18 protein-coding genes, 2 pseudogenes and 1 riboswitch are annotated in these 21,127 nt (G+C 71.1%); of the genes and pseudogenes, 13 read left to right on the top strand and 7 right to left on the bottom strand.

Going from position 1 to position 21,127, the window contains the following annotated elements; translation table 11 throughout:
- Position 1 precedes the first annotated feature (1 nt).
- Positions 2-1,399 (bottom strand): DNA repair protein RadA, encoded by a 1,398-nt coding sequence (gene radA / locus VNG13_09015; GenBank protein ID HVA60659.1) that lies wholly within the window; start codon positions 1,397-1,399, stop codon positions 2-4.
- A gap of 49 nt (positions 1,400-1,448) precedes the next feature.
- Positions 1,449-2,186, bottom strand: coding sequence for a hypothetical protein (locus VNG13_09010; protein HVA60658.1), 738 nt, complete (start codon positions 2,184-2,186; stop codon positions 1,449-1,451).
- Between the two features lie 41 nt (positions 2,187-2,227).
- Between VNG13_09010 and VNG13_09005 the strand changes: the two are divergent.
- The 11 genes and pseudogenes from VNG13_09005 (at position 2,228) to VNG13_08955 (ending at position 11,369) form a co-directional block, all read left to right on the top strand.
- Positions 2,228-3,010, top strand: a pseudogene (locus VNG13_09005) (sugar phosphate isomerase/epimerase).
- Between the two features lie 128 nt (positions 3,011-3,138).
- Entirely contained in the window at positions 3,139-3,915 is a 777-nt protein-coding gene (locus VNG13_09000) for a class I SAM-dependent methyltransferase (GenBank protein HVA60657.1), read from the top strand.
- Between the two features lie 67 nt (positions 3,916-3,982).
- Positions 3,983-4,903, top strand: a complete 921-nt coding sequence (locus VNG13_08995; GenBank protein ID HVA60656.1) for a proline dehydrogenase family protein — start codon at positions 3,983-3,985, stop codon at positions 4,901-4,903.
- Positions 4,904-4,991: 88 nt separating this feature from the next.
- A complete protein-coding gene (gene proC / locus VNG13_08990; GenBank protein ID HVA60655.1) occupies positions 4,992-5,801 on the top strand; it encodes a pyrroline-5-carboxylate reductase in 810 nt (269 codons plus the stop codon).
- A gap of 3 nt (positions 5,802-5,804) precedes the next feature.
- A complete protein-coding gene (locus tag VNG13_08985) occupies positions 5,805-6,974 on the top strand; it encodes an acetoin utilization protein AcuC (protein HVA60654.1) in 1,170 nt (389 codons plus the stop codon).
- Positions 6,971-7,771: a phosphatase gene (locus tag VNG13_08980; protein ID HVA60653.1), complete on the top strand. Its 801-nt coding sequence runs from the start codon at positions 6,971-6,973 to the stop codon at positions 7,769-7,771. Before VNG13_08985 ends, VNG13_08980 begins: the two co-directional genes overlap by 4 nt.
- A gap of 132 nt (positions 7,772-7,903) precedes the next feature.
- Entirely contained in the window at positions 7,904-8,116 is a 213-nt protein-coding gene (locus VNG13_08975) for a helix-turn-helix domain-containing protein (GenBank protein ID HVA60652.1), read from the top strand.
- 85 nt (positions 8,117-8,201) lie between these two features.
- Positions 8,202-8,300, top strand: a complete 99-nt coding sequence (locus tag VNG13_08970; GenBank protein HVA60651.1) for an AURKAIP1/COX24 domain-containing protein — start codon at positions 8,202-8,204, stop codon at positions 8,298-8,300.
- Positions 8,301-8,356: 56 nt separating this feature from the next.
- Positions 8,357-9,169, top strand: a complete 813-nt coding sequence (locus tag VNG13_08965) for an SAM-dependent chlorinase/fluorinase (GenBank protein HVA60650.1) — start codon at positions 8,357-8,359, stop codon at positions 9,167-9,169.
- 132 nt (positions 9,170-9,301) lie between these two features.
- Positions 9,302-10,342: an NAD-dependent epimerase/dehydratase family protein gene (locus tag VNG13_08960; GenBank protein ID HVA60649.1), complete on the top strand. Its 1,041-nt coding sequence runs from the start codon at positions 9,302-9,304 to the stop codon at positions 10,340-10,342.
- On the top strand, positions 10,335-11,369 hold the full coding sequence (locus VNG13_08955; protein HVA60648.1) for a lysophospholipid acyltransferase family protein: 1,035 nt from the start codon (positions 10,335-10,337) through the stop codon (positions 11,367-11,369). Before VNG13_08960 ends, VNG13_08955 begins: the two co-directional genes overlap by 8 nt.
- A 208-nt stretch (positions 11,370-11,577) precedes the next feature.
- Here VNG13_08955 and VNG13_08950 read toward each other — a convergent pair.
- From VNG13_08950 to VNG13_08935, 4 genes and pseudogenes are all read right to left on the bottom strand, one after another.
- A pseudogene (locus VNG13_08950) lies at positions 11,578-12,285 on the bottom strand (HAD-IB family hydrolase).
- A 170-nt stretch (positions 12,286-12,455) separates the two neighbouring features.
- Positions 12,456-13,934: an LPXTG cell wall anchor domain-containing protein gene (locus VNG13_08945; protein HVA60647.1), complete on the bottom strand. Its 1,479-nt coding sequence runs from the start codon at positions 13,932-13,934 to the stop codon at positions 12,456-12,458.
- A 237-nt stretch (positions 13,935-14,171) separates the two neighbouring features.
- Positions 14,172-15,287 carry a DUF5667 domain-containing protein gene (locus VNG13_08940; GenBank protein HVA60646.1) on the bottom strand — a complete coding sequence of 372 codons (1,116 nt, stop codon included), beginning with the start codon at positions 15,285-15,287 and terminating at the stop codon, positions 14,172-14,174.
- Between the two features lie 151 nt (positions 15,288-15,438).
- Positions 15,439-16,197 (bottom strand): ECF subfamily RNA polymerase sigma factor, BldN family, encoded by a 759-nt coding sequence (locus VNG13_08935; protein ID HVA60645.1) that lies wholly within the window; start codon positions 16,195-16,197, stop codon positions 15,439-15,441.
- A 183-nt stretch (positions 16,198-16,380) separates the two neighbouring features.
- Between VNG13_08935 and VNG13_08930 the strand changes: the two genes are divergently transcribed.
- Entirely contained in the window at positions 16,381-18,516 is a 2,136-nt protein-coding gene (locus VNG13_08930; GenBank protein ID HVA60644.1) for a transglycosylase domain-containing protein, read from the top strand.
- 48 nt (positions 18,517-18,564) lie between these two features.
- On the opposite strand, the gene VNG13_08925 is transcribed toward VNG13_08930, so the two are convergent.
- On the bottom strand, positions 18,565-19,269 hold the full coding sequence (locus tag VNG13_08925; protein ID HVA60643.1) for a CAP domain-containing protein: 705 nt from the start codon (positions 19,267-19,269) through the stop codon (positions 18,565-18,567).
- A 73-nt stretch (positions 19,270-19,342) separates the two neighbouring features.
- A riboswitch (cyclic di-GMP riboswitch) is annotated at positions 19,343-19,422 on the bottom strand.
- 167 nt (positions 19,423-19,589) lie between these two features.
- Here VNG13_08925 and VNG13_08920 point away from each other — a divergent pair.
- Entirely contained in the window at positions 19,590-21,125 is a 1,536-nt protein-coding gene (locus VNG13_08920) for an AMP-binding protein (protein ID HVA60642.1), read from the top strand.
- Positions 21,126-21,127: the final 2 nt, after the last annotated feature.

Genomic DNA, 21,127 nt, shown 5'->3' with positions numbered 1-21,127 from the left:
ATCATGCTCTGGTTGGTGACGGAAGGGTCACGACCGGGCCTCCCTGCGGCGGACTTCCGGTCAGAAATCCGAGTGCCGACCGGAGGTTCGGTACCGGGTGCAGGCACAGTCCGGGCGGCGCCTCGCCGACGTCGCGCGGTACGACCGCCTGGCTGAATCCGAGGCGTCGGGCCTCGGCGAGCCGGCGGTCAAGGCCCCGGACCGCCCGGATGTCGCCGGTCAGCCCGACCTCACCGATGACGACGAGATCCGGCGGGAGCGCGGCGCCGACCGCCGCCCCGGCGACGGCGAGGGCGAGCGCCAGGTCGGCCGCGGGTTCTACGATCCGCGCCCCTCCCACCGTGGACGTGTAGACGTCACGGCCGCCGATCGCGACCCCGCCGCGGCGCTCGACCACGGCGAGCACCATGGCCAGCCGGGCCGGGTCGAGCCCGCTGGTCGCCCGACGCGGACTGGCTTGAACCGCCCCGCCGACGAGAGCCTGCACTTCGGCGACGAGCGCCCGCCGCCCCTCGAGCGCAACCGTCACGGTACTGCCCGGCACCGGGACGTCAGAGCGGGAGAGGAACAGGCCGCTCGGGTCGGGCAGCCCGACGATGCCCCCCGGGCCGAGATCGAAACAGCCGAGTTCCTCGGTGCTTCCGTAACGGTTTTTCACCGCCCGGAGCAGCCGGAGCCTGGAATGCCGGTCGCCGTCGAAATAGAGCACCACGTCGACCAGATGCTCGAGGGTGCGAGGTCCCGCCGCGGAGCCGTCCTTGGTCACGTGGCCGACGAGCACCGTGGCCATCCCGCGCGCCTTGGCCAGCCGGGTCAGCGCGGTCGCGACTTCCCGGACCTGGCTGATCCCGCCCGGCAGCCCGTCGACCTCGGCGTGCCCGACCGTCTGAACCGAATCGATGACCAGGAAGGTGGGATCCACCGCCTCCACCTGGCCGATGACGGCCGCCAGGTCGGTCTCGGCGGCCAGCAGGAGGGACCGGCTGAGCGCGCCGATTCGTTCGGCCCGCAGCCGGACCTGGGCGGTCGATTCCTCGGCACTGACGACGAGCGACCGGCCACCGCCCCGCGCCACCCGAGCCGCGACGTCGAGCAGTACCGTCGACTTCCCCACCCCCGGCTCGCCGGCGAGCAGAACGACCGCGCCGGGGACCAGGCCGCCGCCGAGCACCCGGTCGAACTCACCGAGGCCGGTCGGGACCGGTCCCGCGCACATCGGGTCGACTTCCACGATCTCGACCGCGGGTGCGGTTACCCGCCCGGCGGCCGGGGCGCGCCCGTGCTCGACGACCGATCCCCACGCCTGACATTCGGGGCAGCGACCTACCCATTTCGCGGCCACCGTCGAGCATTCCGCACACCGGAACGTCGCTCGTTCCCGCACCCCGCGGATCGCCATGCCGGCACGCTAGCCGCAGGCAGTGACGGAAATGGGAGAGGAGGCCTCGTTAAGGCGAAGAATCGGCCGGGTGTGGCGCGGCCCGTCCGGTCGACACCGCCAGATCGCACAACCGCTCGAGCTCGGCGAAGGCCGGCTCCCCCAGCAGCGCCGTCAGCTCGGGGGCGTAGGTGCGGTAGAGCCGCTCGGGCTCGGTGTGCGCCTTCGGATCCGACGTGCACCACCAGTGCAGTTCCGACCCGCCCGGCCCCCAGGCCCTTCGGTCGTACTCCCCGATCGTCGTGACGAGAACCTTAGTGTCGTCCGGGCGATCCTCCCAGGCGAAGGAGCGGCGGATCGGAAGCTGCCAGCAGACATCGGGTTTGGTTTCGAGTGGATGGCGCCCGGTTGCCAGCGCCAAACCGTGCAATGCGCAGCCGGCGCCGGCAGCGAAGCCAGGCCGATTGAGGAAGATGCAGCCACTATCGACGGTTCGGGTTCGCCGTTTGCCCTCGTCGACGGTGGACAACCCGCGCCGGCCGGCCGCGTGGTACTGCCAGAGTTCGGGGGTAAGTTCCGCCGCGGCCGCCCGCACCCGCTGCTCGTCGGCACGGTCGCTGTAGTGCGCTCCGAGCGAGCAGCAGCCGTCGTCCGGGCGATCGGCCCGGATCCCCTTGCAGCCGCGGCCGAAGATGCAGCCCCAATGCGAAAGCAGGAACGTGAGGTCGCAGCGGAAAATCACCTCCGGGTCCGAAGGATCGGTGAACTCGAGCCACTCACGGGGGAATTCCAGGTCAACCTCGGTCACGGGAGGCAGCCTAAGGCTCCGTCTACGCTTCGGGAGTGAGCGTGCTCCGCGTGCCCGAGGCGAAAGTGGCACTGTCCACCGCATCGACCTATCCCGAATCGACGGCGAGCGCCTTCGAGATGGCCGCGCGACTCGGCTACGACGGCCTCGAGGTCATGGTCTGGACCGATCCGGTGAGCCAAGACATCGACGCCTTGCGCCGGCTCTCGGACTACCACGGCATGCCGATCCTCGCGATCCACTCGCCCTGCCTGCTAGTGACCCAGCGCGTCTGGGGCAGCGAGCCCTGGCCGAAGCTCCTGCGCGCCCGCAAGGCGGCCGAGGATCTCGGCGCCAGCACGGTCGTTGTGCACCCTCCGTTCCGTTGGCAGCGCGACTATGCGCGGGACTTCGTGGAAGGCATCGAGCGGATGGCCGCCGAGACCGACGTCCGTTTCGCGGTCGAGAACATGTTTCCGTTGCGGGCCCGCGGGCGCTCGGTAGTGCCGTATGCGCCGGACTGGTCCCCGGTCGACCAGGACTACCGCCATGTGACCCTGGACCTGTCGCACACCTCGGTGTCCCAGTCGGACCCGCTGGCCATGGCGAGCGCGTTGGGCGACCGTCTGGTGCACGTGCACATGGCCGACGGGGTCGGGTCTGCGCGCGACGAGCATCTGATCCCCGGTCGCGGCGAACAGCCGTGCGTCGGAATGCTCGAGTTCCTCGCGGGTCGTGGCTTCGACGGGACTGTTGTCGTCGAGGTGAACACCCGTCGGGCGGAGAGCCGGGCCGACCGGGAGGCGGATCTGGCCGAGGCGTTGGCGTTCACCAGGCTCAACCTCGCCGTCGGTCTGGAGACCGATCCCGCCGCCTGGCGCCGGTCGCAGCCCGGCGCCCGGGCCCCGGATCCGGCGGTGAGCGGCCACGCGGCGGTGAGCGGCCCTCCGGCGGACGCCGCGGGGACGACCGCGTGACGGCGGAATCGCCCGGCACGTGGTTCTCCGAGGTCGCCGGGGACTACGACGCCTTCCGACCGGCCTATCCCCCCGAGCTGTACGACCTCGTCGAACAGACCGTGGGTCGACTGGCCGACCGGAGAGTGCTCGACCTCGGAGCCGGAACCGGTCTTGCGACCCGGGCGCTGCGCGAGCGGGGCGCCCGGGTCGTCAGCGCCGACCTCGGATTCGGAATGATCCAGCTACTCCGTAGCCAGGATTGCGGGCGCGAGCCCGCGGTCGTCGCCCGAGCCGAGCGGCTGCCGTTCCGGGCGGGAAGCTTCGATGTCGTCACCAGCGCCACCGCCTGGCACTGGTTCGACGGCGCGGCCACCGCTGCCGAGGTCCGCCGGGTAACCGACGGCCGCGGTTGGTTGGGACTGTGGTGGGGCAACGCCGAGCTGTCCGACGATGTCGACTGGGAGCTCGCTCAGGGCGAGGTTTTCGCGCGCTGGGATCTCGGTTCGCATCCGGTGTCGGCCGACCCGACGGCGCTCGCCCGGGGTTACGCCGACGTGCTGCGCGAGGCCGGATTGTGGGTCGCCCGCACCGGGTCGATCGGATGGTCGCGAATCGTCGGTGTCGAGGACCATGTCCGCCTCCTGGGCACCCACTCGATCGTGCTCCGCCTCGGTGGCCGCCGCCTCGAGTTCCTCGACGAGGTCCGTCACGCCCTCGACCCGTTCGGGGAGATCCGTGAGCGGTTCGTTGCGCCGTACGTGTTCGCCGGCCTGACCGCCGCCCCGGGATAGCCTGGCCCCGCGCTGGACCGGCGTGCGTTGAGCCGGCGCGTGCGGCGTCGACCGAGGAGGAGTACGGGTGCTCCGCCGCCTGCTGCAATGGGCCGCCCGGGACCAGCGGATCCGCCACCTGGTGGCCCGAGCTCCGGTGTCGCGGTCGGTCGTGGCCCGCTTCGTGGCCGGTGAGTCTCTCGACGACGCGGTTCGGGTGACGGCTGAGCTGATCGGCCGCGGGCTGGACGTGAGCCTTGACCACCTCGGGGAGGACACCCGGGACCGCGGCCAGGCCCGGGCAGCCACCCAGGCCTATGTCGCGCTGCTCGGCCGGCTCGACCGGGACGGGCTGACCGGTGGCGCCGAGGTGTCGGTGAAACTGTCCGCCGTCGGTCAGGCGCTCGATCCGGCGATGGCCCTGGAGAACGCACGAACGATCTGCGCGGCTGCCGGTGCGGTCGGAACAACGGTCACCCTGGACATGGAAGACCACACGACAACCGATTCCACGCTGCGGACCCTGGCCGAGTTGCGTAGAGACTTCCCGGCCACCGGCGCGGTGATCCAGGCCTATCTCCGCCGATCCGAGGGGGACTGCCGGGCCCTGTCCGGGTCCGGTTCGCGGGTGAGGTTGTGCAAGGGGGCGTACGACGAGCCGGTGGCGGTGGCCTTCCAGAAGCGCCGCGAGGTCGACCGGTCCTTCGCGCGCTGCCTTTCCATTCTGATGTCCGGATCCGGCTACCCGATGGTGGCGACGCACGACCCGCGCCTGGTCCGCCTCGCCGAGCGGCTCGCTGGTCCGGCCGGACGGGGCCCGCGGGATTTCGAGTTCCAGATGCTCTACGGCATCCGGCCGGTGGAGCAGCGCCGGCTGGCCGGCCTGGGTCACCGAGTCCGGGTCTACGTGCCGTACGGCGACGAGTGGTACGGCTACCTGATGCGCCGGCTCGCCGAGCGCCCGGCAAATGTCGCCTTCTTCCTCCGCTCGCTGGCCAGCCGGTCCTGATCCCGAACCAGGTCCGGCTCGTCCCCGGTCCGAGCGATCGGGCCTCGACCCCAGGGGTGGCCCCGAAGCTGCTGCCATCATGGACGCCATGAGCGAACGGGTTGCGGTAGTCGGCGCGGGCAAGATGGGCGAGGCACTTCTGTCCGGGCTGCTCCGGGCCGGGCGTGTCGCGGCCGACCTGCTGATCACCGCCCGGCGCCCGGAGCGGGCCACGGAGCTCGTCGACCGTTACGGGGTCGTCGCGGTCAGCAACTCGAGCGCGGCGGAACGCGCCGACACGCTCGTGCTCACGGTCAAGCCGCAGGACATGGCCGCGCTGCTGGCTGAGCTGGGTCCGGTGCTGACACCGGATCGGCTCGTCGTCTCGCTGGCCGCGGGTATCCCGACCGGATTCGTCGAGCGCCGCCTTGCCGACGGGACCCCCGTGGTCCGGGTCATGAGCAACACGCCTGTGCTGGTCGACCAGGCAATGTCCGTGCTGTCCGCCGGCGCCCATGCCGGCGAGGAGCACCTGGTTCGGACCGAGGCGCTACTCGCCCCGGTCGGGCAGGTGCTGCGCGTCCCCGAGGCGCAGCAGGACGCGGTGACTGCGCTGTCCGGGAGCGGGCCGGCGTACTTCTTCTACCTCGTCGAGGCGATGACCGACGCCGGGATCCTGCTCGGCCTGCCGCGAAAGGTGGCACATGACCTGATCGTCCAGACCGCGATCGGCGCGGCGGTCATGCTGCGCGATTCCGGGGAACACCCGGTTGCCCTGCGGGAGGCCGTGACCTCGCCGGCCGGGACGACCATCAACGCGATTCGCGAACTCGAGAACCATGGAGTGCGGGCGGCCCTGCTGGCTGCCCTGGAGGCTGCTCGGGACCGATCTCGCGAGCTCGCCGGGGGACACGAGTAACCGGTGAGCACCACGTTGGCCGTCGTCTGGGACGAGGCGCTGACCGGTTACGACTTCGGTCCGAGCCACCCGCTCGCGCCGATCCGGGTCGAGCTCACCGTGGCACTTGCGCGTGACCTCGGGGTGTTCGACCTGCCCGGGGTCGAGCTGCTCCCGGCGCCGGCGGCTGACGACGCCGAAATCCAACTCGTGCACACGGCGGACTACATCCGCGCGGTCCGAACCTGCGCCGACGGCGGCCCGGCCGACCTGCGCCACGGTCTGGGCACCCCGGACAATCCGGTGTTCAGCGGCATGCACGACGCCTCTGCTCTGATCTGCGGTGCGACCCTGGCCGCCGCCCGTGCCGTGTGGTCCGGGACCCATCAGCACGCGATCAACGTGGCCGGCGGTCTGCACCATGCAATGCCGGCGGCCGCCTCCGGTTTTTGCATCTATAACGACCCAGCCGTCGCCATCTCCTGGCTGCTCAGCATGGGCGCCCGGCGGGTGGCCTACGTGGACATCGACGTCCACCACGGCGACGGAGTTCAGGCTGTCTTCGCCGACGACCCGCGGGTGCTGACGGTGAGCCTGCACGAGAGCGGCGAATACCTGTTTCCCGGTACCGGCTTCCCGAACGAGACCGGTCGTGCCGGGACCAGCGTCAACGTCGCGCTCCCGCCTGGCACCGACGACGCCGGTTGGCTGCGGGCGTTCTTTGCTGTCGTCCCGCCGCTCGTTCGGGGTTTCCGGCCGGACATCCTGGTCAGCCAGCACGGCTGCGACACCCATGCGCTCGACCCGCTGGCCCACCTGCAGCTCTCGGTCGACGGCCAGCGGGCGGCGCACGCCGCGCTGCATGCGCTGGCCCACGAAGCCGGGGGGGGCCGCTGGCTGGCGGTCGGCGGCGGCGGCTACGAGCTCGTTCACGTCGTGCCGCGCACCTGGACCCATCTGCTCGCCGAGGCGGCCGGGCGGCCTCTTTCGCCGGCGTTGGAGACCCCCCAGACCTGGCGGGACCACGTCGCCCGCCGATCCGCCGAGCCGGCACCGCTGCGGATGACTGACGGACGCGACGCCAAGTTCGAGCGCTACGACCCGGCCCGGCCGAACCCGGTCGATCCGTCGATCCGAGCCTGCCGGGAGGCGGTTTTCCCGCTGCACGACCTCGACCCGGAGCAACCGGCGTGAGCCAGCGACGAGCTGGGCGGCCTCCGGACCGCTCCGCGCTGCGGGAACACCTGGTCGCCCATCGGATCGCCGGCGCCGTCGCTACCCCGCGAGAGAACAACCTGCGCAACATCGTCCGGATGTGCGACCGGCAGGAGGGCTGGACCTTCGGTTTGGCGGTGGACCACGAGTGGACCACCGACGAGGTGTTCGAGGTGATGGTCGAGCGGGTCGGGATCGACCCCGACCCGAGCCGGACCGAGGGGCCCGACAGCATCGACCCCGGCCGCACGATCGAGCGTCTCGACGCGATGGCCGAACGACTCTCCCGGGCGGCCGTGGACCGGCAGCGGGTCATGGTGGCAACCGGTCATCCGGCGGGGGTGCTCGCTGTCCACGCCGCGGTCGCCGCGGCAATCGAGGCCGCCGGCGCGACCCTCGTCACCCCGGCCGCGGGCTGGAGCTACCGGACGAACGCCGGAGCCCACCGCGAGATCCGCTGGGTCGGTGGGGTCGGCATGGTGAGCAATCGGGGAGAGCTCAACCACACGCACTCGCCACGGGCGATGGAGGCGGCCCTGGCCGCCCTTCGAAACCACGCGGAAGCGCCGCCGGACCTGGTCATCGCCGACCACGGCTGGGCCGGCGCGGCGGGCCACGCGGGGATCGACACCGTCGGATTCGCCGACTGCAACGACCCCGCGCTGTTCGTGGGCGAGGCGGAAGGCAAGATCTCGGTGGCGGTGCCGCTGGACGACAACGTGCTTCCCCACCTGTACGCGCCGCTGACCGCCTACCTGCTGCGCGACGTCCGCTGACCCGCCGGATCGACCTCACCGATCCCAGTGACACACAGCTACCTCACCAGCTACTCTGAGTTGGCAACGGGCGGGACGACGTCGCCGGAGGGGAAGCCGGTGCACCAGCCCGTACCGAAAGCTGGTGCGACCATGCCTGGCCCATCCTCCGATCCACCGATCCTCGGGGACCTGCGGTTCCTCACCGTCGCCGAAGTGGCGGCACTCATGCGGGTGTCGAAGATGACCGTCTACCGTTTGCTGCACGCCGGCGACCTCCCAGGTGTCCGGGTCGGTCGGTCCTTCCGGGTGCCCGAGCAGGCCGTGCACGAGTACCTGCGCCGAGCCTTCATCGAGGCGGGTTAGCGCCCGGCCCCGGCGCCATCCCCGGGGGGTAGGCTGCCCAGGCCGGACCCTCGTGGCGGGGCGGCGCCACCACCGGAGGGTCATCGTGGGATCGGTAATCAAGAAGCGCCGCAAGCGGATGGCGAAGAAGAAGCATCGCAAGCTGTTGAAGCGCACTCGCGTGCAGCGCCGCAACAAGAAGTAGCCATGCCTCGGCGAACGAGCCCGCGCCCGGCCGCGCCCTCCGGGTGGGTGACGTTCATGTCGGACTACGGACTCGACGACGTGTTCGTAGGTGTCTGTAAGGGCGTGATGGGCCGGATCGCGCCCGACGTTCGGATCCTCGACATCTGCCACCTGGTTGCGCCGCAAGACGTCGGCCAGGGGGCGACGGTGTTCGCCTCGGCGATGAGCTACCTGCCAACCGCCGTACACCTCGGGCTGGTCGACCCCCGCGGGGCCACACCGACTCGCGGAGTGGCTGTCCGGACCGCTGACGGCTCGCTTCTGGTCGGTCCCGACAACGGTGTGCTTTCGCTGGCGTGGGAAGTCCTCGGCGGGCCGGTCGCGGCGTACGTTCTCGCCAATGACGCGCTCTGGCTGGACACCCCGAGCGATACCTTCCGTGGCCGGGATGTCTTCGCGCCCGTAGCCGCGCATCTGGCCAGCGGGACACCCGTCGCGGAGGTGGGTCCGTCGGTCACGGTTGACGGCCTGGTGCGCCTGAGGGTGCGGGATGCTGTCGTGGACGACGATCACGTGCATGCGGAGGTGCGCAACGTCGATCACTTCGGCAACCTGTCGCTCAACGTCGCCCGCTCCGACCTCGAGGCGGCCGGGATGTCGCTCGGCGACAGCGTGGAGCTGCGGTGCAACGGGCGAAGCCTGACCGTCCCGTTCACCGTGACCTACGGAGACGTGCCGCCGGGCCGGCTGGCGCTGTGCGAGGACGCTTTCCGCGCCGTCACCCTCGCGGTGAACCTCGGGCATGCCGGGCGCACCCTGCGGGTGGGGCGGGGAGATCCGATCGTGATCAGCCGGATCCAGCAGCCGGCCGGATCCGCGCGCCGCTGACCCTGCCGCGGCCGCCCTGGACTGCCGCCGAGCTTGACCGACCTGGAATCCGTGACCGGCGGCTAGCATGAGGGTTCCTCCGCGGTACCCGGCGGGGGCCCCCCGATCCTGCCGACACCTGAGGAGAGACGCTTGGCTGCCCAGCGTGTCGTTCTCGTCACGGGCGTCTCCCGCTATCTCGGTGGCCGACTTGCCACCCTGCTCCAGGCCGATCCGTCAGTAGCCAAGGTCATCGGGGTGGACGTCGTTCCGCCGCGCGCCGAGCTCGGCCGGACCGAATTCGTCCGCGCCGACATCCGCAACCCGATCATCGCCAAGGTCATCGCCTCGGCCGAAGTGGACACCGTCGTCCACATGAGCGTGATCGCCACCCCGTTCGGGGCCGGCGGACGCACCGCGATGAAAGAGATCAACGTAATCGGGACGATGCAGCTGCTCGCCGCATGCCAGAAGGCCCCGAGCGTGCGCCGGCTGGTGGTGAAGTCGACGACCTCGGTCTACGGGTCCGCGCCGCGCGATCCGGCGATGTTCACCGAGGATCAAGAGCCACGCTCGCTCCCACGCTCCGGATACACCAAGGACGCGGTCGAGGTGGAAAGCTACGTTCGCGGATTCGGGCGACGGCGGGGTGACGTCGCCGTCACCATGCTGCGCTTCGCGAACTTCATCGGCCCCCGGATTGACACCCCGCTTACCCGCTACTTCGCGCTCCCGGTCGTCCCCCGGGTGCTCGGCTTCGACCCCCGGATGCAGTTCGTGCACGAGGACGACGGGATCGAAGTCCTGCGCCGGGCCGCTCTCGGCGGGCATCCAGGGACTTTCAACGTCGCCGGCGAAGGAGTGTTGCTGCTGTCCCAGGGGATTCGCCGGGCCGGCCGGTTGGCCGTGCAGGTACCGTCGCCGGCGGTGTCCTTCGTCGGGCAGGCCTTTCGCCGGGCCGGCCTGGTCGACTTCTCGCCGGAGCAGATGCAGTTCCTCCAGTTCGGCCGGGTGGTGGACATCGCGCGGCTGATCGATGGATTCGGCTTCCGGCCGAGCTACACGACGCTCGAGGCCTTTGACGACTTCGTCCGCGGACGGGGGCTCAATCGGCATCTGCCACCCGAGCGGCTCGCCCGCGCCGAACGGGTCGTGCTGGACGCGCTCGAGCGGCGGAGGACCGTCGATGCCTGAGGCGCGGGTCATCCCGATCGAGTCCCGCGGGGAGGTCCGGCCTCCGGGTTCCCGCCCGCGCCGGCGCGGGGTCGCGCGATGTGCCGCGACGGACGACGCGGGTCGTCGCTGTGCCGAGCCGGCGGTGGTCGACGGGCTGTGCGATGCGCACGCTCGCGCGGCGAGTCCGTCCCTGGTGGCGCCGGCGCCGGAGTGGGAGAAGAAGGTGGCCGGCGCGCTGGCGTTCCTGCGGCGGCGCGTCACCGGCGACTACGAGGTTGACGACTTCGGCTTCGATGCCGATCTCAACGACCGGGTCCTGATGGCAGCCGTCCGCCCGCTGTACGAGCGGTATTTCCGGGTCGAGACCCGCGGACTCGACAACATCCCGGATGCCGGGGGGGCACTCGTCGTTGCCAACCACTCGGGCACCGTCCCGCTCGACGGGGTGATGACCCAGCTGGCGATCCTCGACCACCACCCCGCCCACCGGCACCTGCGCATGCTCGCCGCGGACCTCGTGTTCCGGATGCCGATCATCGCGCCGGCGGCTCGCAAGGGTGGTCACACGCTCGCCTGCAACGCCGATGCCGAGCGACTGTTGGGTCGTGGGGAGCTCGTCGCGGTCTACCCGGAAGGCTTCAAGGGCGTCGGCAAGCCGTTCTCGGAGCGGTACAAGCTTCAGCGGTTCGGCCGTGGAGGCTTCGTTTCCGCCGCGCTTCGCACCGGCGTCCCGATCGTTCCCTGCTCGATCGTCGGTGCCGAAGAGATTTACCCGATCGTCGGCAATGCGAAGACGCTGGCCCGCCTCCTCGGGCTGCCCTACGTCCCGGTCACGCCGTTCTTTCCGTTGCTCGGTCCGCTCGGGTTGCTGCCACTGCCGTCCAAGTGGATCATCGAGTTCGGCGAGCCGATCCCCACCGACGAGTTCGGTCGGGCGGCGGCAGACGACCCGATGCTCGTGTTCAACCTCACCGACCAGGTGCGCGAGACGATCCAGCAGACCCTGTACAAGCTGCTAATGCAGCGCCGTTCGGTCTTCTTCTGACCCGACCCCCCACCCCCCGCACCACCGAGTGTGCAATTTCCGACACCCCGGACCCGTCCGTGAGCGTGACCTCCTGTCGGAAATTGCACACTCGCCGGCGGCTGGACCGGCTGGGCAGGCTGCTGGAGCGGCTCCGCGAGCGGAACCGCCGGCGGAAGGAGAGGCCGACCGCGATCCCCGCGGCGATCCCGGCGGCGCCGGCCAGGGCTGGGAGCCCGACCCGGGCGGCCTTGCGTCCGGTTCTGAAGTCGCGGACCTCCCATCCGCGCTCCCGGGCCACCCGCCTGAGCTCGCCATCCGGGTTCACGGCGACCGGGTGCCCAACCGCCGTGAGCATCGGCAGGTCGTTGGCCGAGTCGCTGTACGCCGCACATCGCCCGAGGTCGAGACCCTCCCGGGCGGCCAGCGCCCGGATCGCCTCGGCCTTGGCCGGCCCATGCAGCGGCTCGCCGACCAGGGCCCCCGTGTACACGCCGCCCCGGGACTCGGCGACCGTCCCGAGCGCTCCGGTAAGCCCGAGTCGGCGCGCGATCAGCCCGGCCAGCTCCATCGGCGCAGCCGTGACCAGCCACACCCGCTGGCCGGCGTCGAGATGCATCTGGGCGAGTGCCCGGGAACCGGACCAGATCCGATCGGCCATCAGCTCGTCGTAGATCTCCTCGCCTAGCTCCACCACCTCGTCCACCCGATGGCCCGCGACGAACGCCAGCGCGGCTTCCTTCGCTTCGGCCATGTGCTCGAGCTGCTCCCGGCCAACCAGTCGGAACGCCAGTTGCTGCCAGCCGAATTTCGCCAGGTCCCGCCAGGTGAAGAAGTGCCGTGCGGCGAGACCCCGGGCGAAGTGATAAATGGAGGCGCCCATCATCATCGTGTTGTCGACGTCGAAGAATGCGGCCGCCGACGAGTCCAGCGGCACCGTCAGGCTGGCCTCCACCTCGGCGACCGCCGCGGAAGCCGCGCCGGCGAGCACGGCCCGGGTGTCGGGTCTGCTCCGGCGGGCCACGGCGGCAATCTACCCGCGAACACGCCGAAGCCCGGCCCTCGAGGAGGGCCGGGCTTCGGTTTCGCGCTTTAGCGGCGCAGCGTTCAGCCGTTGCTCATCAGCCGGCGACGCACCAGGGCAGCAGCCCCGAGCAGCACCATGCCGATACCCGCAGTCAACGGCAGGTTCGCCCCGGTGTGCGGGAGCGCCGTCGTGGCCGGGGTGATCACCTTGTTGGGGACCAGCACGGCCTGCCGGGCCCGAGCGGCCGCCGAGGCGCCACCGAGCTGGATCTGCACGAGCGGCGCGGCGGAGGAGGAGTTCGCCCCGGCCGTCGTGGCCGCCCCACCTGTGGGCAGTGACGGCGCCGAGACGTCGATGGTGAGCACGCCACCGGTCGCAGTCGCCGAACTGCCGTCCGGGTTGACGCTGGTCGTGCCCTTGGTGGCGGAGACCGAGACGCCCAGCGTGTTGAGCACGCTGTTCAGCGTGTTGACCACGGTGGTGAGCGCCGAGTTGATCTGCGTGACGGTCTGGCCGGTGAGGCCACCCACGTTGATCCCGAGGATGGTTCCGGTAGCGCCGTTGCCCAGCGTGATCTGCAGCTTTCCGACCTTCGCGGTGGCGACGACCGGGTTGACCGCGGCGGTGGCGTGTCCGGGCCGGCCGTCGGCGAACGCGGTCGCGTCGCTGGTGAAGCCGTTGACCGATACCAGGCCACCGAGCACGTTGACCCCGAGCAACCCGGCGTGGGCCGTCGACTGAACGCCGTCGGCGACCTGAACGATCCCCTGGTGGGCGTCGAGTGCGTCGAAGGAGAGCAGGTTGTTGTCGAGCAGGGTGTTGAGCAGGCAGGCCGTGTTCTTCGAGCAGTCGAGCTGGCTCGGCAGGCTGTTGACCTGCGACTCCAGCAGCGCGGCCGCGCCGGTCGGGTCCTGGCTCGCGAGCGGGCCCAGCACCGAGTCGATGGTGCTGACCGCGGAACTCACGGTCGACTGGGCGTTGGACTCGATCGAGTTGTAGACGCTGGTGATCTGGTTGACCAGGGACGAGCCGAGGATGTCGCGAAGCCGGCCCGCGCTGAGGTTGGCCAGGTTCGCGGTGGAGACGCTGCTCGGGAGGGCGCTCAGGACATGCGCGGCCAGGCTGCCGAGCGAGCCACTGACCAGAACGTTGCTGGGGATCGTGCCCAGGCTGCTGGTCGCGTCGCGCGCCCCGCTGGTCGTCGCCGAGGCGGACCGGTTGAGCATGCCGAGCGGGCCGGACTGGACCAGGCTGCCTGAGGCCAGCCCGGCGAACGAGCTTGCCGTGTTGGTCACGGCGGCACTGAGCGTGTTGTGCACGGCGGTGCCGGTGGCGCTGATCAGGCCCAGGGCCGCCGGGTTCGGCAGGCCGGGCAGCGCGGTCGGAAGGTTGAGGGTGACGCCGAGGACGTTGCCCTGGGTCGCGCCGGAGTAGAACGCGGGCGCGACGTTGGTCGCCGCTCCAGCCGGGGCGGCTACCGCGACCGTGGCCAGGAGCGTGCCGCTGGCGACCGTGAGCGCGGCTGCTGCCGCACCCCTACGCCGCAGGTTTTGTGCCATTGATCCGATACCTCCGAGTTGGGCGGTGGCGCGATGCTACCGACGGCGGGGACTTTGTTGGGATGTATCGGCATATTGCGATGACGAATCCACCCCGAGAACCGTGCATTTCGGACGAACCGCTCACTCCGCGGGCGGGGGCAGGAGTTCGTTCGAGCGGTTCAACGACCGTGGCGCCGGAAGGTTACGCAGTTTTCGCGAACCGGTTTGCCGGTGCGGCGGGCGACCGGCGTGCGCTTACCCGGGTACCGGCAGCGACGGGGTGGGTATCGGCAGCGGGAGCGTCGGCAGCGGGGTGGGCAGGGTGGGCAATGGGATCGGCAGGCTCGAGGAAGGACTCGGCGTGGGTGAGGGCGTCGGAGACGCGGAGCCGGACGGCGTCGGCGTCGGCGTGGTTGTCGGTTCAGGGCTGGCGGAGGGGGACGGGCCCGCCGTGGGTTGGGCGCTGGCGTTGGCGCAGCTGCACGGCAGCACCCCGAGCCGGTCGCTGGGCAGCGGGCTGGGAGCCGCCTGCGGCCCGGCGATCGGCGTGCACGCGGCCGTGCAGGCACCGACCTCTAGGAGAGTGCCGGCCCGACTGCTCACCTCCGCGACGATTGCGAGCGCGGCATCCGCCGCGGGGCGGGCATCCGCGGGCAGCTGCGGGAGCACCGACTCGAGATCGCGGTGTTGGCGGACGGCGAAGCTCCGCAGCGCGTTGAGGGCGGCGCGTTCGCCGGTCTGCTGGAAGTAACCCGTCAGATAGCGGCTACCGGCGAGGGTCTCGGAATCCATGGCCCCGAAGGCCGAACGGATCCGCTCGGATCGGCTGCCACCGAAGGCGATGTCCGCGGCCGAGGCCACCCCCGGCCGGCCGGTCGCGAGCGCCGTATCCACGCCGGTCAGCTGGCGCACCTCGTGCATCCGGGTCCGGGCGAATTCGAGTTCGAGCCGGCCCTTCGCCAAGCCGCCGTGGGCGAGGTCGAGCTGGATCGCCTCGCTCGCCTGCTTGAGCCGGTAGAAGGGGTCTCCCGGCAGGGACCGACTCGCCGAGACCCCGACCCCGGCGATGACGACCGCAGCGGCGACCCCTCCGGCCACGACGGCGATCCGGCGCTGGCTGCGCCAGCCCCCGAGGTATTCCGCGGTTCGGGCCCGCAGCGGAACGGCGGCCGGCCCGGGTTGGACCGCCGCGACTGCGACCACGCGCTGGCGGAGCGCTGCCCGGAAGTCCGGAGCGGGTCCGATCGGCAGCGCCTGGAGGCGGCCGGCGAGCGTGGCCATCGCAGCCAGCGCCGGGTCGGACGAGGGGGTGCCGCCGAGCAGCCGGCGGTCGAACGCATCGGCGCGCCGACGGGTGGGCAGCACGCTCATGGCGGCCACGCTCCCTTCGTTCGCGCCGGTCCGACCGGCGGCCTCATCGTCTTCAACGAGGGGCCTCCCGACCGGGTTACGGGTCTATGCCCGAAATGACCCATCCGGGCTATCCGGCCCCCCACGATGACCAGGCGAGGCGGGACGCGGCTCACCAGGGCTCCGAGGGCAGCAACCGCGCCAGGCTACGCACCGCCCGGTACTGGAGCGCCTTGATCGCGCCTTCGTTCTTCCCCATGGCGAGCGCTGTCTCCGCGACCGACATGCCTTGGAGGAAGCGCAGCGCGACGCACTCCTGCTGCTCGGGATTGAGCCGTTTCACCGCTTCGAGCAGGGTGGCGTTTGTCAGGGCCTCGAGCACGGCGCCCTCGGGGCCGGCGGCGGCTTGTTCCGCGCCGGACTCGATGAGGTCGGCACTGCTCAGTTCCATCCGGTATCGGCTGGACTTGAAGTGGTCGGCGATCAGATTGCGTGCGATGGTGACCAGCCAGGCGCCGAAGTCCCGGCCTTGCCACCGAAAGCTGCCAATCCGCCGGAGCGCTCGCAGAAAGGTGTCGCTGGTCAGGTCTTCGGCCAGTGCGGCCGCCCCGACCCGGTAGTAGACGTAGCGGTAGACCTGATCCACGTACCGGTCGTAAAGCTCCCCGAAGGCCGCCGCGTCGCCGTTCTGTGCCCGGGCCACCGCCCCCATGACCTCGGCCTGCTCGCCCTCCGGCGGGGACGGGTCCGGGCCGCCGGCGGGGGCCGAGGCCCGCGGCCGGGGCAGCTGATAGCCCCCGGTGTCCGGGATCGGTGCGCCCCCGGTGACGGACAAGGCGAGCCGGAGGCGGTCGAAGCCGGCCGCGAGTCCGAGGCGGTCGAAGCCGGGCGCACCGGGTCCGGCGAGTGCGGCGAGCGGGCGGCCGACCATTCTCGGCTCCGATCGTGCAGGTCATGAGCTTGCGGCGGTGGGCACCCGATGATCGATTCTAGGCGCCGAGGGGCTTTCGGGTCACGAGCTCCGCCGGATTCGTGCCGTCTGTGTCGGGTATGCCCCGGAACATCCCGGCTGCCGGATCCGTGGGGGCCGCCGTACGCCGTTTAGGCTCGGGCCGTGACGCCCACCCGTCCGGCGGCGCGGGCCTCCGTCGTGGCCGGGGCCCTGCGCCGGCGCCGTGCTTTGCGGGCCCGCCGCCGCCGCCGGCTGGTGGCGTTCTGGCTGGTGGCCGCCCTCGGGATCGGCCTCGTCTCGTTCGTGACCGGCTTGCTCGTGGCCCCGGTGACCTTCGCCGACACCGTTCCTCCCAAGTCGGCTGTGCTCGTCGACGAGCATGGCCGTACCTTCGCGACCATCCGCTCCCCGGAGATCCAACAACGGGTCACCAGCAGTCAGATTCCGCAGGTCATGAAGGAAGCGATCGTCGCGGCGGAGGACTCGCGCTTCTACCAGAATGCGGGGATCGACCCGTTGGCATTGGCCCGGGCCCTCTGGAAGGACCTCACCGGTTCCCCCACGCAGGGTGGCTCGACCATCACCCAGCAGTACGTGAAGAACGTCTATACCGGCAGCCAGCGGACCGTGCTGCGCAAGCTCCGCGAGGCCGCCCTCGCGATCCGCATCGAACAGCATTTCTCGAAGGACGAGATCCTCACCCGCTACCTCAACACGCTGTATCTCGGCAACGGCACCTACGGGGTGCAGGCGGCGAGCACCTTCTACTTCGGGGTGAAGATCAGCGACCTGGACCTAGACCCGGTCACGCACAGCCGAAGTCCGGTGCTCGCCCTCGCCCGGGCGGCGGTACTCGCCGGGATCGTGCCGGCCCCGTCGATCTGGAATCCGGTGCACGACCCGGCCGCGGCCCGCAGCCGGGAGCTCTACACGCTGAACCGGCTCGTCGCAACCGACGTGATCAGCCCCGCCGAGGCGTCCGCGGCGTACGGCATCGGTCTGCCACGCATCGTGGCGGAGACCGCGCCGGGGTTGCCGACCGTGGCACCGGAGTTTCGCGACCTCGTCGAGCAGGTGCTCAACGAGCGCTACGCCGCCACCCCGAACGTCGTGTTCGCCGGCCTCACGGTCCGCACCACGCTCGATCTCACGCTCCAGCAGGCGGTGGTCCAGGCGCTGCACGAGGTGCTCCCCAAGGCGAGCGACCCGGAGGCCGCGGTCGTCGCCATCGACCCCCGCAACGGCGACATCCGGGCGCTCGCAGAGAAGAAGGACGGGGGCTACAGCGCGCACGGGTTCGATCTCGCGGAGGATGCCTCACGATCCTCCGGGTCGACCATCAAGCCCTTCACCTTGGCGGTGGCCCTCGAGGAGCATCACCAGCTGGGCGAGAGCGTCTACGCCCCGCGCTGCTTCCCCTACCCCGACGACCCGGGCCACTGCGCGACGAACGCCGATCCGGCGGAGGCCGGCTACTACACGCTGGAGGCCGCGCTGTGGCATTCGATCAACACGGTGTACCTGCCGCTCGCGCTAAAGGTGGGGTTGCCCAAGGTGCTGGCGCTGGCCCATGCGGCGGGGATGAGCTCGGGCACGAACACCCGCAACGATTTTGCGCCGCCGTACAACAGCGCGAAGGCCCTCGGCGTGGCGGTCACCCCCGAGTCGGAAGCGGTCGCGTATTCGACCCTGCTCGATCACGGTGTGCGGCACGATCCGCGGGCGGTGCTTGCGATCTCCGGACCGCAGGGCTCGCTCTACACGGCGCCGGCGCAGCCGGCCGGCCGGGCGGTCCTCCCGGCGGGGATCGCCGATGAGGTCACCGGGGCGATGCTGGGCGTCGTGGACCAGGGCACCGGCACCGCGGCCCAGCAGCCGTTCCCGGTCTACGGGAAGACCGGGACGACCAGCAACTATGTGGACGCCTGGTTCACCGGCTGCACCCCGACGCTGTGCATCACGGTCTGGATGGGCTACGACCGGTCGCGGGCGATGGTCAACGTCGAGGGCCAGTCAGGCGACGTCTTCGGCGGGACGTTCCCGGCGGAGATCTTCGCCCGGGCCTGGGCCAACTATCGGGCGCTCGGTGCCCCGCCGGTCACCCAGCCCTCGCCGGTGATCACGCCACCGGCTCCGGTCGCGCCGACGTCCCCGGCTACCAGGAGCCCGCTGCCGAAGTCGACCAAGTCGGCGAGCGCCTCGCCGCGCCCGGTTCCGACGACTCGCTCGCCGGCGCCCAGCCCGACGGTCCGGCCCACGCCCAAGCCGACGCTGGTACCGACCACCGCGCCGCCCTAGCGCAGCGGACGGTGCCGGCGAACGGTGGCCCGACAGTGCCCCGGCGGGTCAGGCGGCGAGGACCGTCATCAGTCGGGCGTAGTTCATGGCCTGCGCGAGCGGGTCCGTCGAGTGGCTGGCCGGAACCGTGTGCTTCTGCACCCAGGCGAGCCGCTGACCGAGCTGTTGGGTCGGGGTGGGCCGCGCGGCGGCCACGACCGGAGGGGCCGCAGCCGTGACCGGCGACGCGGAGCTCGCCGGGGCGGCCGGCTGCGCGGCCGCGGTGGATCCGCCCATCGGCTGACGGAAGTCCTCGGTCACCCAGATCTGGCCGTTCGAGTCGACCGTGACCCCGACCCCGACCTGGGTGAACCCGTGGTCGAGGATGTTCGCTCGGTGCTCGGGGCTGTTCATGAACGCGTTGTGGATGGCGGAGACCGTCGGACCTTCGCCGACGTTCTCCCCGCAGGACTGCCAGTTGGTGATGTCGGTCTGCAGATTCGGGTTGTGGTAAAGCTGCTGCTGGCGGGCCATGTCGTCCGAGTGCTGGCGGGCCACCGACGTGAGATCCCAGGCGACGCTGTACGGGGCGAGGCCGGCTGAGGCCCGTGCCTGGTTCATGTCGGCAACGAACTGCTGCTCCATCGAGGCGTTCGCCGCGAACGCCGACGGGGCCGGGGCGACCGTCAGGGCGAGCGTGCCGGTGACCACGGTCGCGGCGGACAGGGCGCCGAGACGTCGAAGAACGGGGCGGACGTGGAAACGCGGCAGCACGGGGCACCTCCTGGGTGCCGCCGGGGCTTGCGCCGCGACTGTGTGATCTCGCGGTGTGGGGCAACCAACGACTATCGGCAGGTCGGCTTACTGCGTGGGCGCAGTCCCGTGCCTTTGCGGCCCGTGCTCGCGCACGGTGTGCCTTTGTCGGTCGGCGGTCGCCCCGGCGTGGGGTCGGCCTTTCGGTCTGGTCGATCAGGACGTAACACGTAGATGTTCGACAGGACCGGGAGTCCGCTTGAGGCCTGGGCCGGCCCGGCTGCTTGCAACTGTGCAACACTGCGCAGCGGGTGGATGGCAGGCGGAGGAGGCTCCCGCAGATGACCGAGGGCATCGGACCGGTACCGCATCCCCGGAACCTCGCGGACCTGGTGACGGCCGCCGCCCACACGCATCCGGACAAGGTGGCGCTGGTCTTTCATGGCCGGCGGACCAGCTGGGCGGAGCTCGATCGCAGCGTCGATCGGTTGGCGGCCGGACTGTGCGGGCAGGGACTCGGGAGCGGCGACCGGGTGGCCCTCGCGATCGGGAACACGCCCGAGTTCGTGGCTGCTTACTTCGCGGTCCTGCGGGCCGGCCTCGTCGCGGTTCCGGTGAACACCGCCTACACCGTGACGGAGGTGGCCCATCTGCTCGGCGACGCCGGGGTCAGCCTGGCGATCTGCGGCCGGGATCTGGCCGAGACGGTCATTGCCGCCGGCGCCGGCATCGAAGGCCTGCGGGTCGTGGTCGACGACGCGGACCCGCCCGTCGGGACGATCTCCCTCGCTGACCTGGCCGACGCCCAGCACGACTCCGGGCCGGGCTCCGCCGCCGGCGCCGAGGACCTGGCCATGCTGCTCTATACCTCGGGCACCACGGGACGCCCCAAGGGCGCAATGCTCAGCCACCGGGCGCTGCTCGCCAACCTCGACCAGCTTGCCGCGGTCGCGCCGCCGGTGGTCACCGCCGACGACATCGTTCTGCTCGTTCTTCCGCTGTTCCACATCTACGGCCTCAACGCCGGACTGGGTCTGGTAGCGCGGGCCGGAGCCACCGGCGTTCTCGTGGAGCGCTTCGACCCGGTGGACACGCTGGAGGAGATCCGCCGTGAAGGCGTGACCAACGTCATCGGCGCCCCGCCGATGTACGTCGCCTGGTCGATGCTGCCGGAGGCCGGCCGGGCGTTCGAGACCGTTCGGTTGGCCGTCTCGGGCGCGGCCCCGCTGCCGCCGAGCGTGCTGCGCGCCGTGGTCGACGCCACCGGCCGGTACGTCCATGAGGGTTACGGCCTGACCGAGACCGCGCCGGTGCTCACGTCGACCCTGGTCAGCGAGCAGGCCAAGGCCGGCTCGGTCGGGCGGCCGGTGCCCGGGGTCGCCCTGCGACTGCTCGATGAGGATGGCGACGAGGTCGAGGACGGTGACCCCGGCGAGATCGTCGTGCGCGGCGCGAACCTGTTTTCCGGGTATTGGCCGGCTGGCGAAGACGGTCCGGACGAGAACGGGTGGTTCCACACCGGCGACGTCGCGTATGCCGACGGCGACGGCGATCTCTTCCTCGTCGACCGCCGGCGCGAGCTGATCCTGGTCAGCGGTTTCAACGTCTACCCGCGGGAGGTCGAGGACGTCCTGGTCCGCCATCCGGACATCGAGGAGGCGGCGGTCATCGGGATCCCGCACCCCTATACCGGCGAGTCGGTCAAGGCGCTGATCGTGGTGCGTTCCGGCGCCCGGCTAACCGCCGAAGTCGTCATCGACCACGCCGCCAGGTCTCTCGCGCGATTCAAGTGCCCGACCGCCGTGCAGTTCGTCGACGCCCTGCCGCACTCCGCGACCGGGAAGGTGGCCAAGGGTCGCCTGCGTGAGACAGCCTGACC

The sequence above is a fragment of the Mycobacteriales bacterium genome (genome assembly GCA_035533475.1).
Taxonomy (GTDB): Bacteria; Actinomycetota; Actinomycetes; order DATLTS01; family DATLTS01; genus DATLTS01.
Note: the sequence above shows the minus strand (reverse complement) of the source record. Positions and strands in the feature narration are given on the sequence as shown.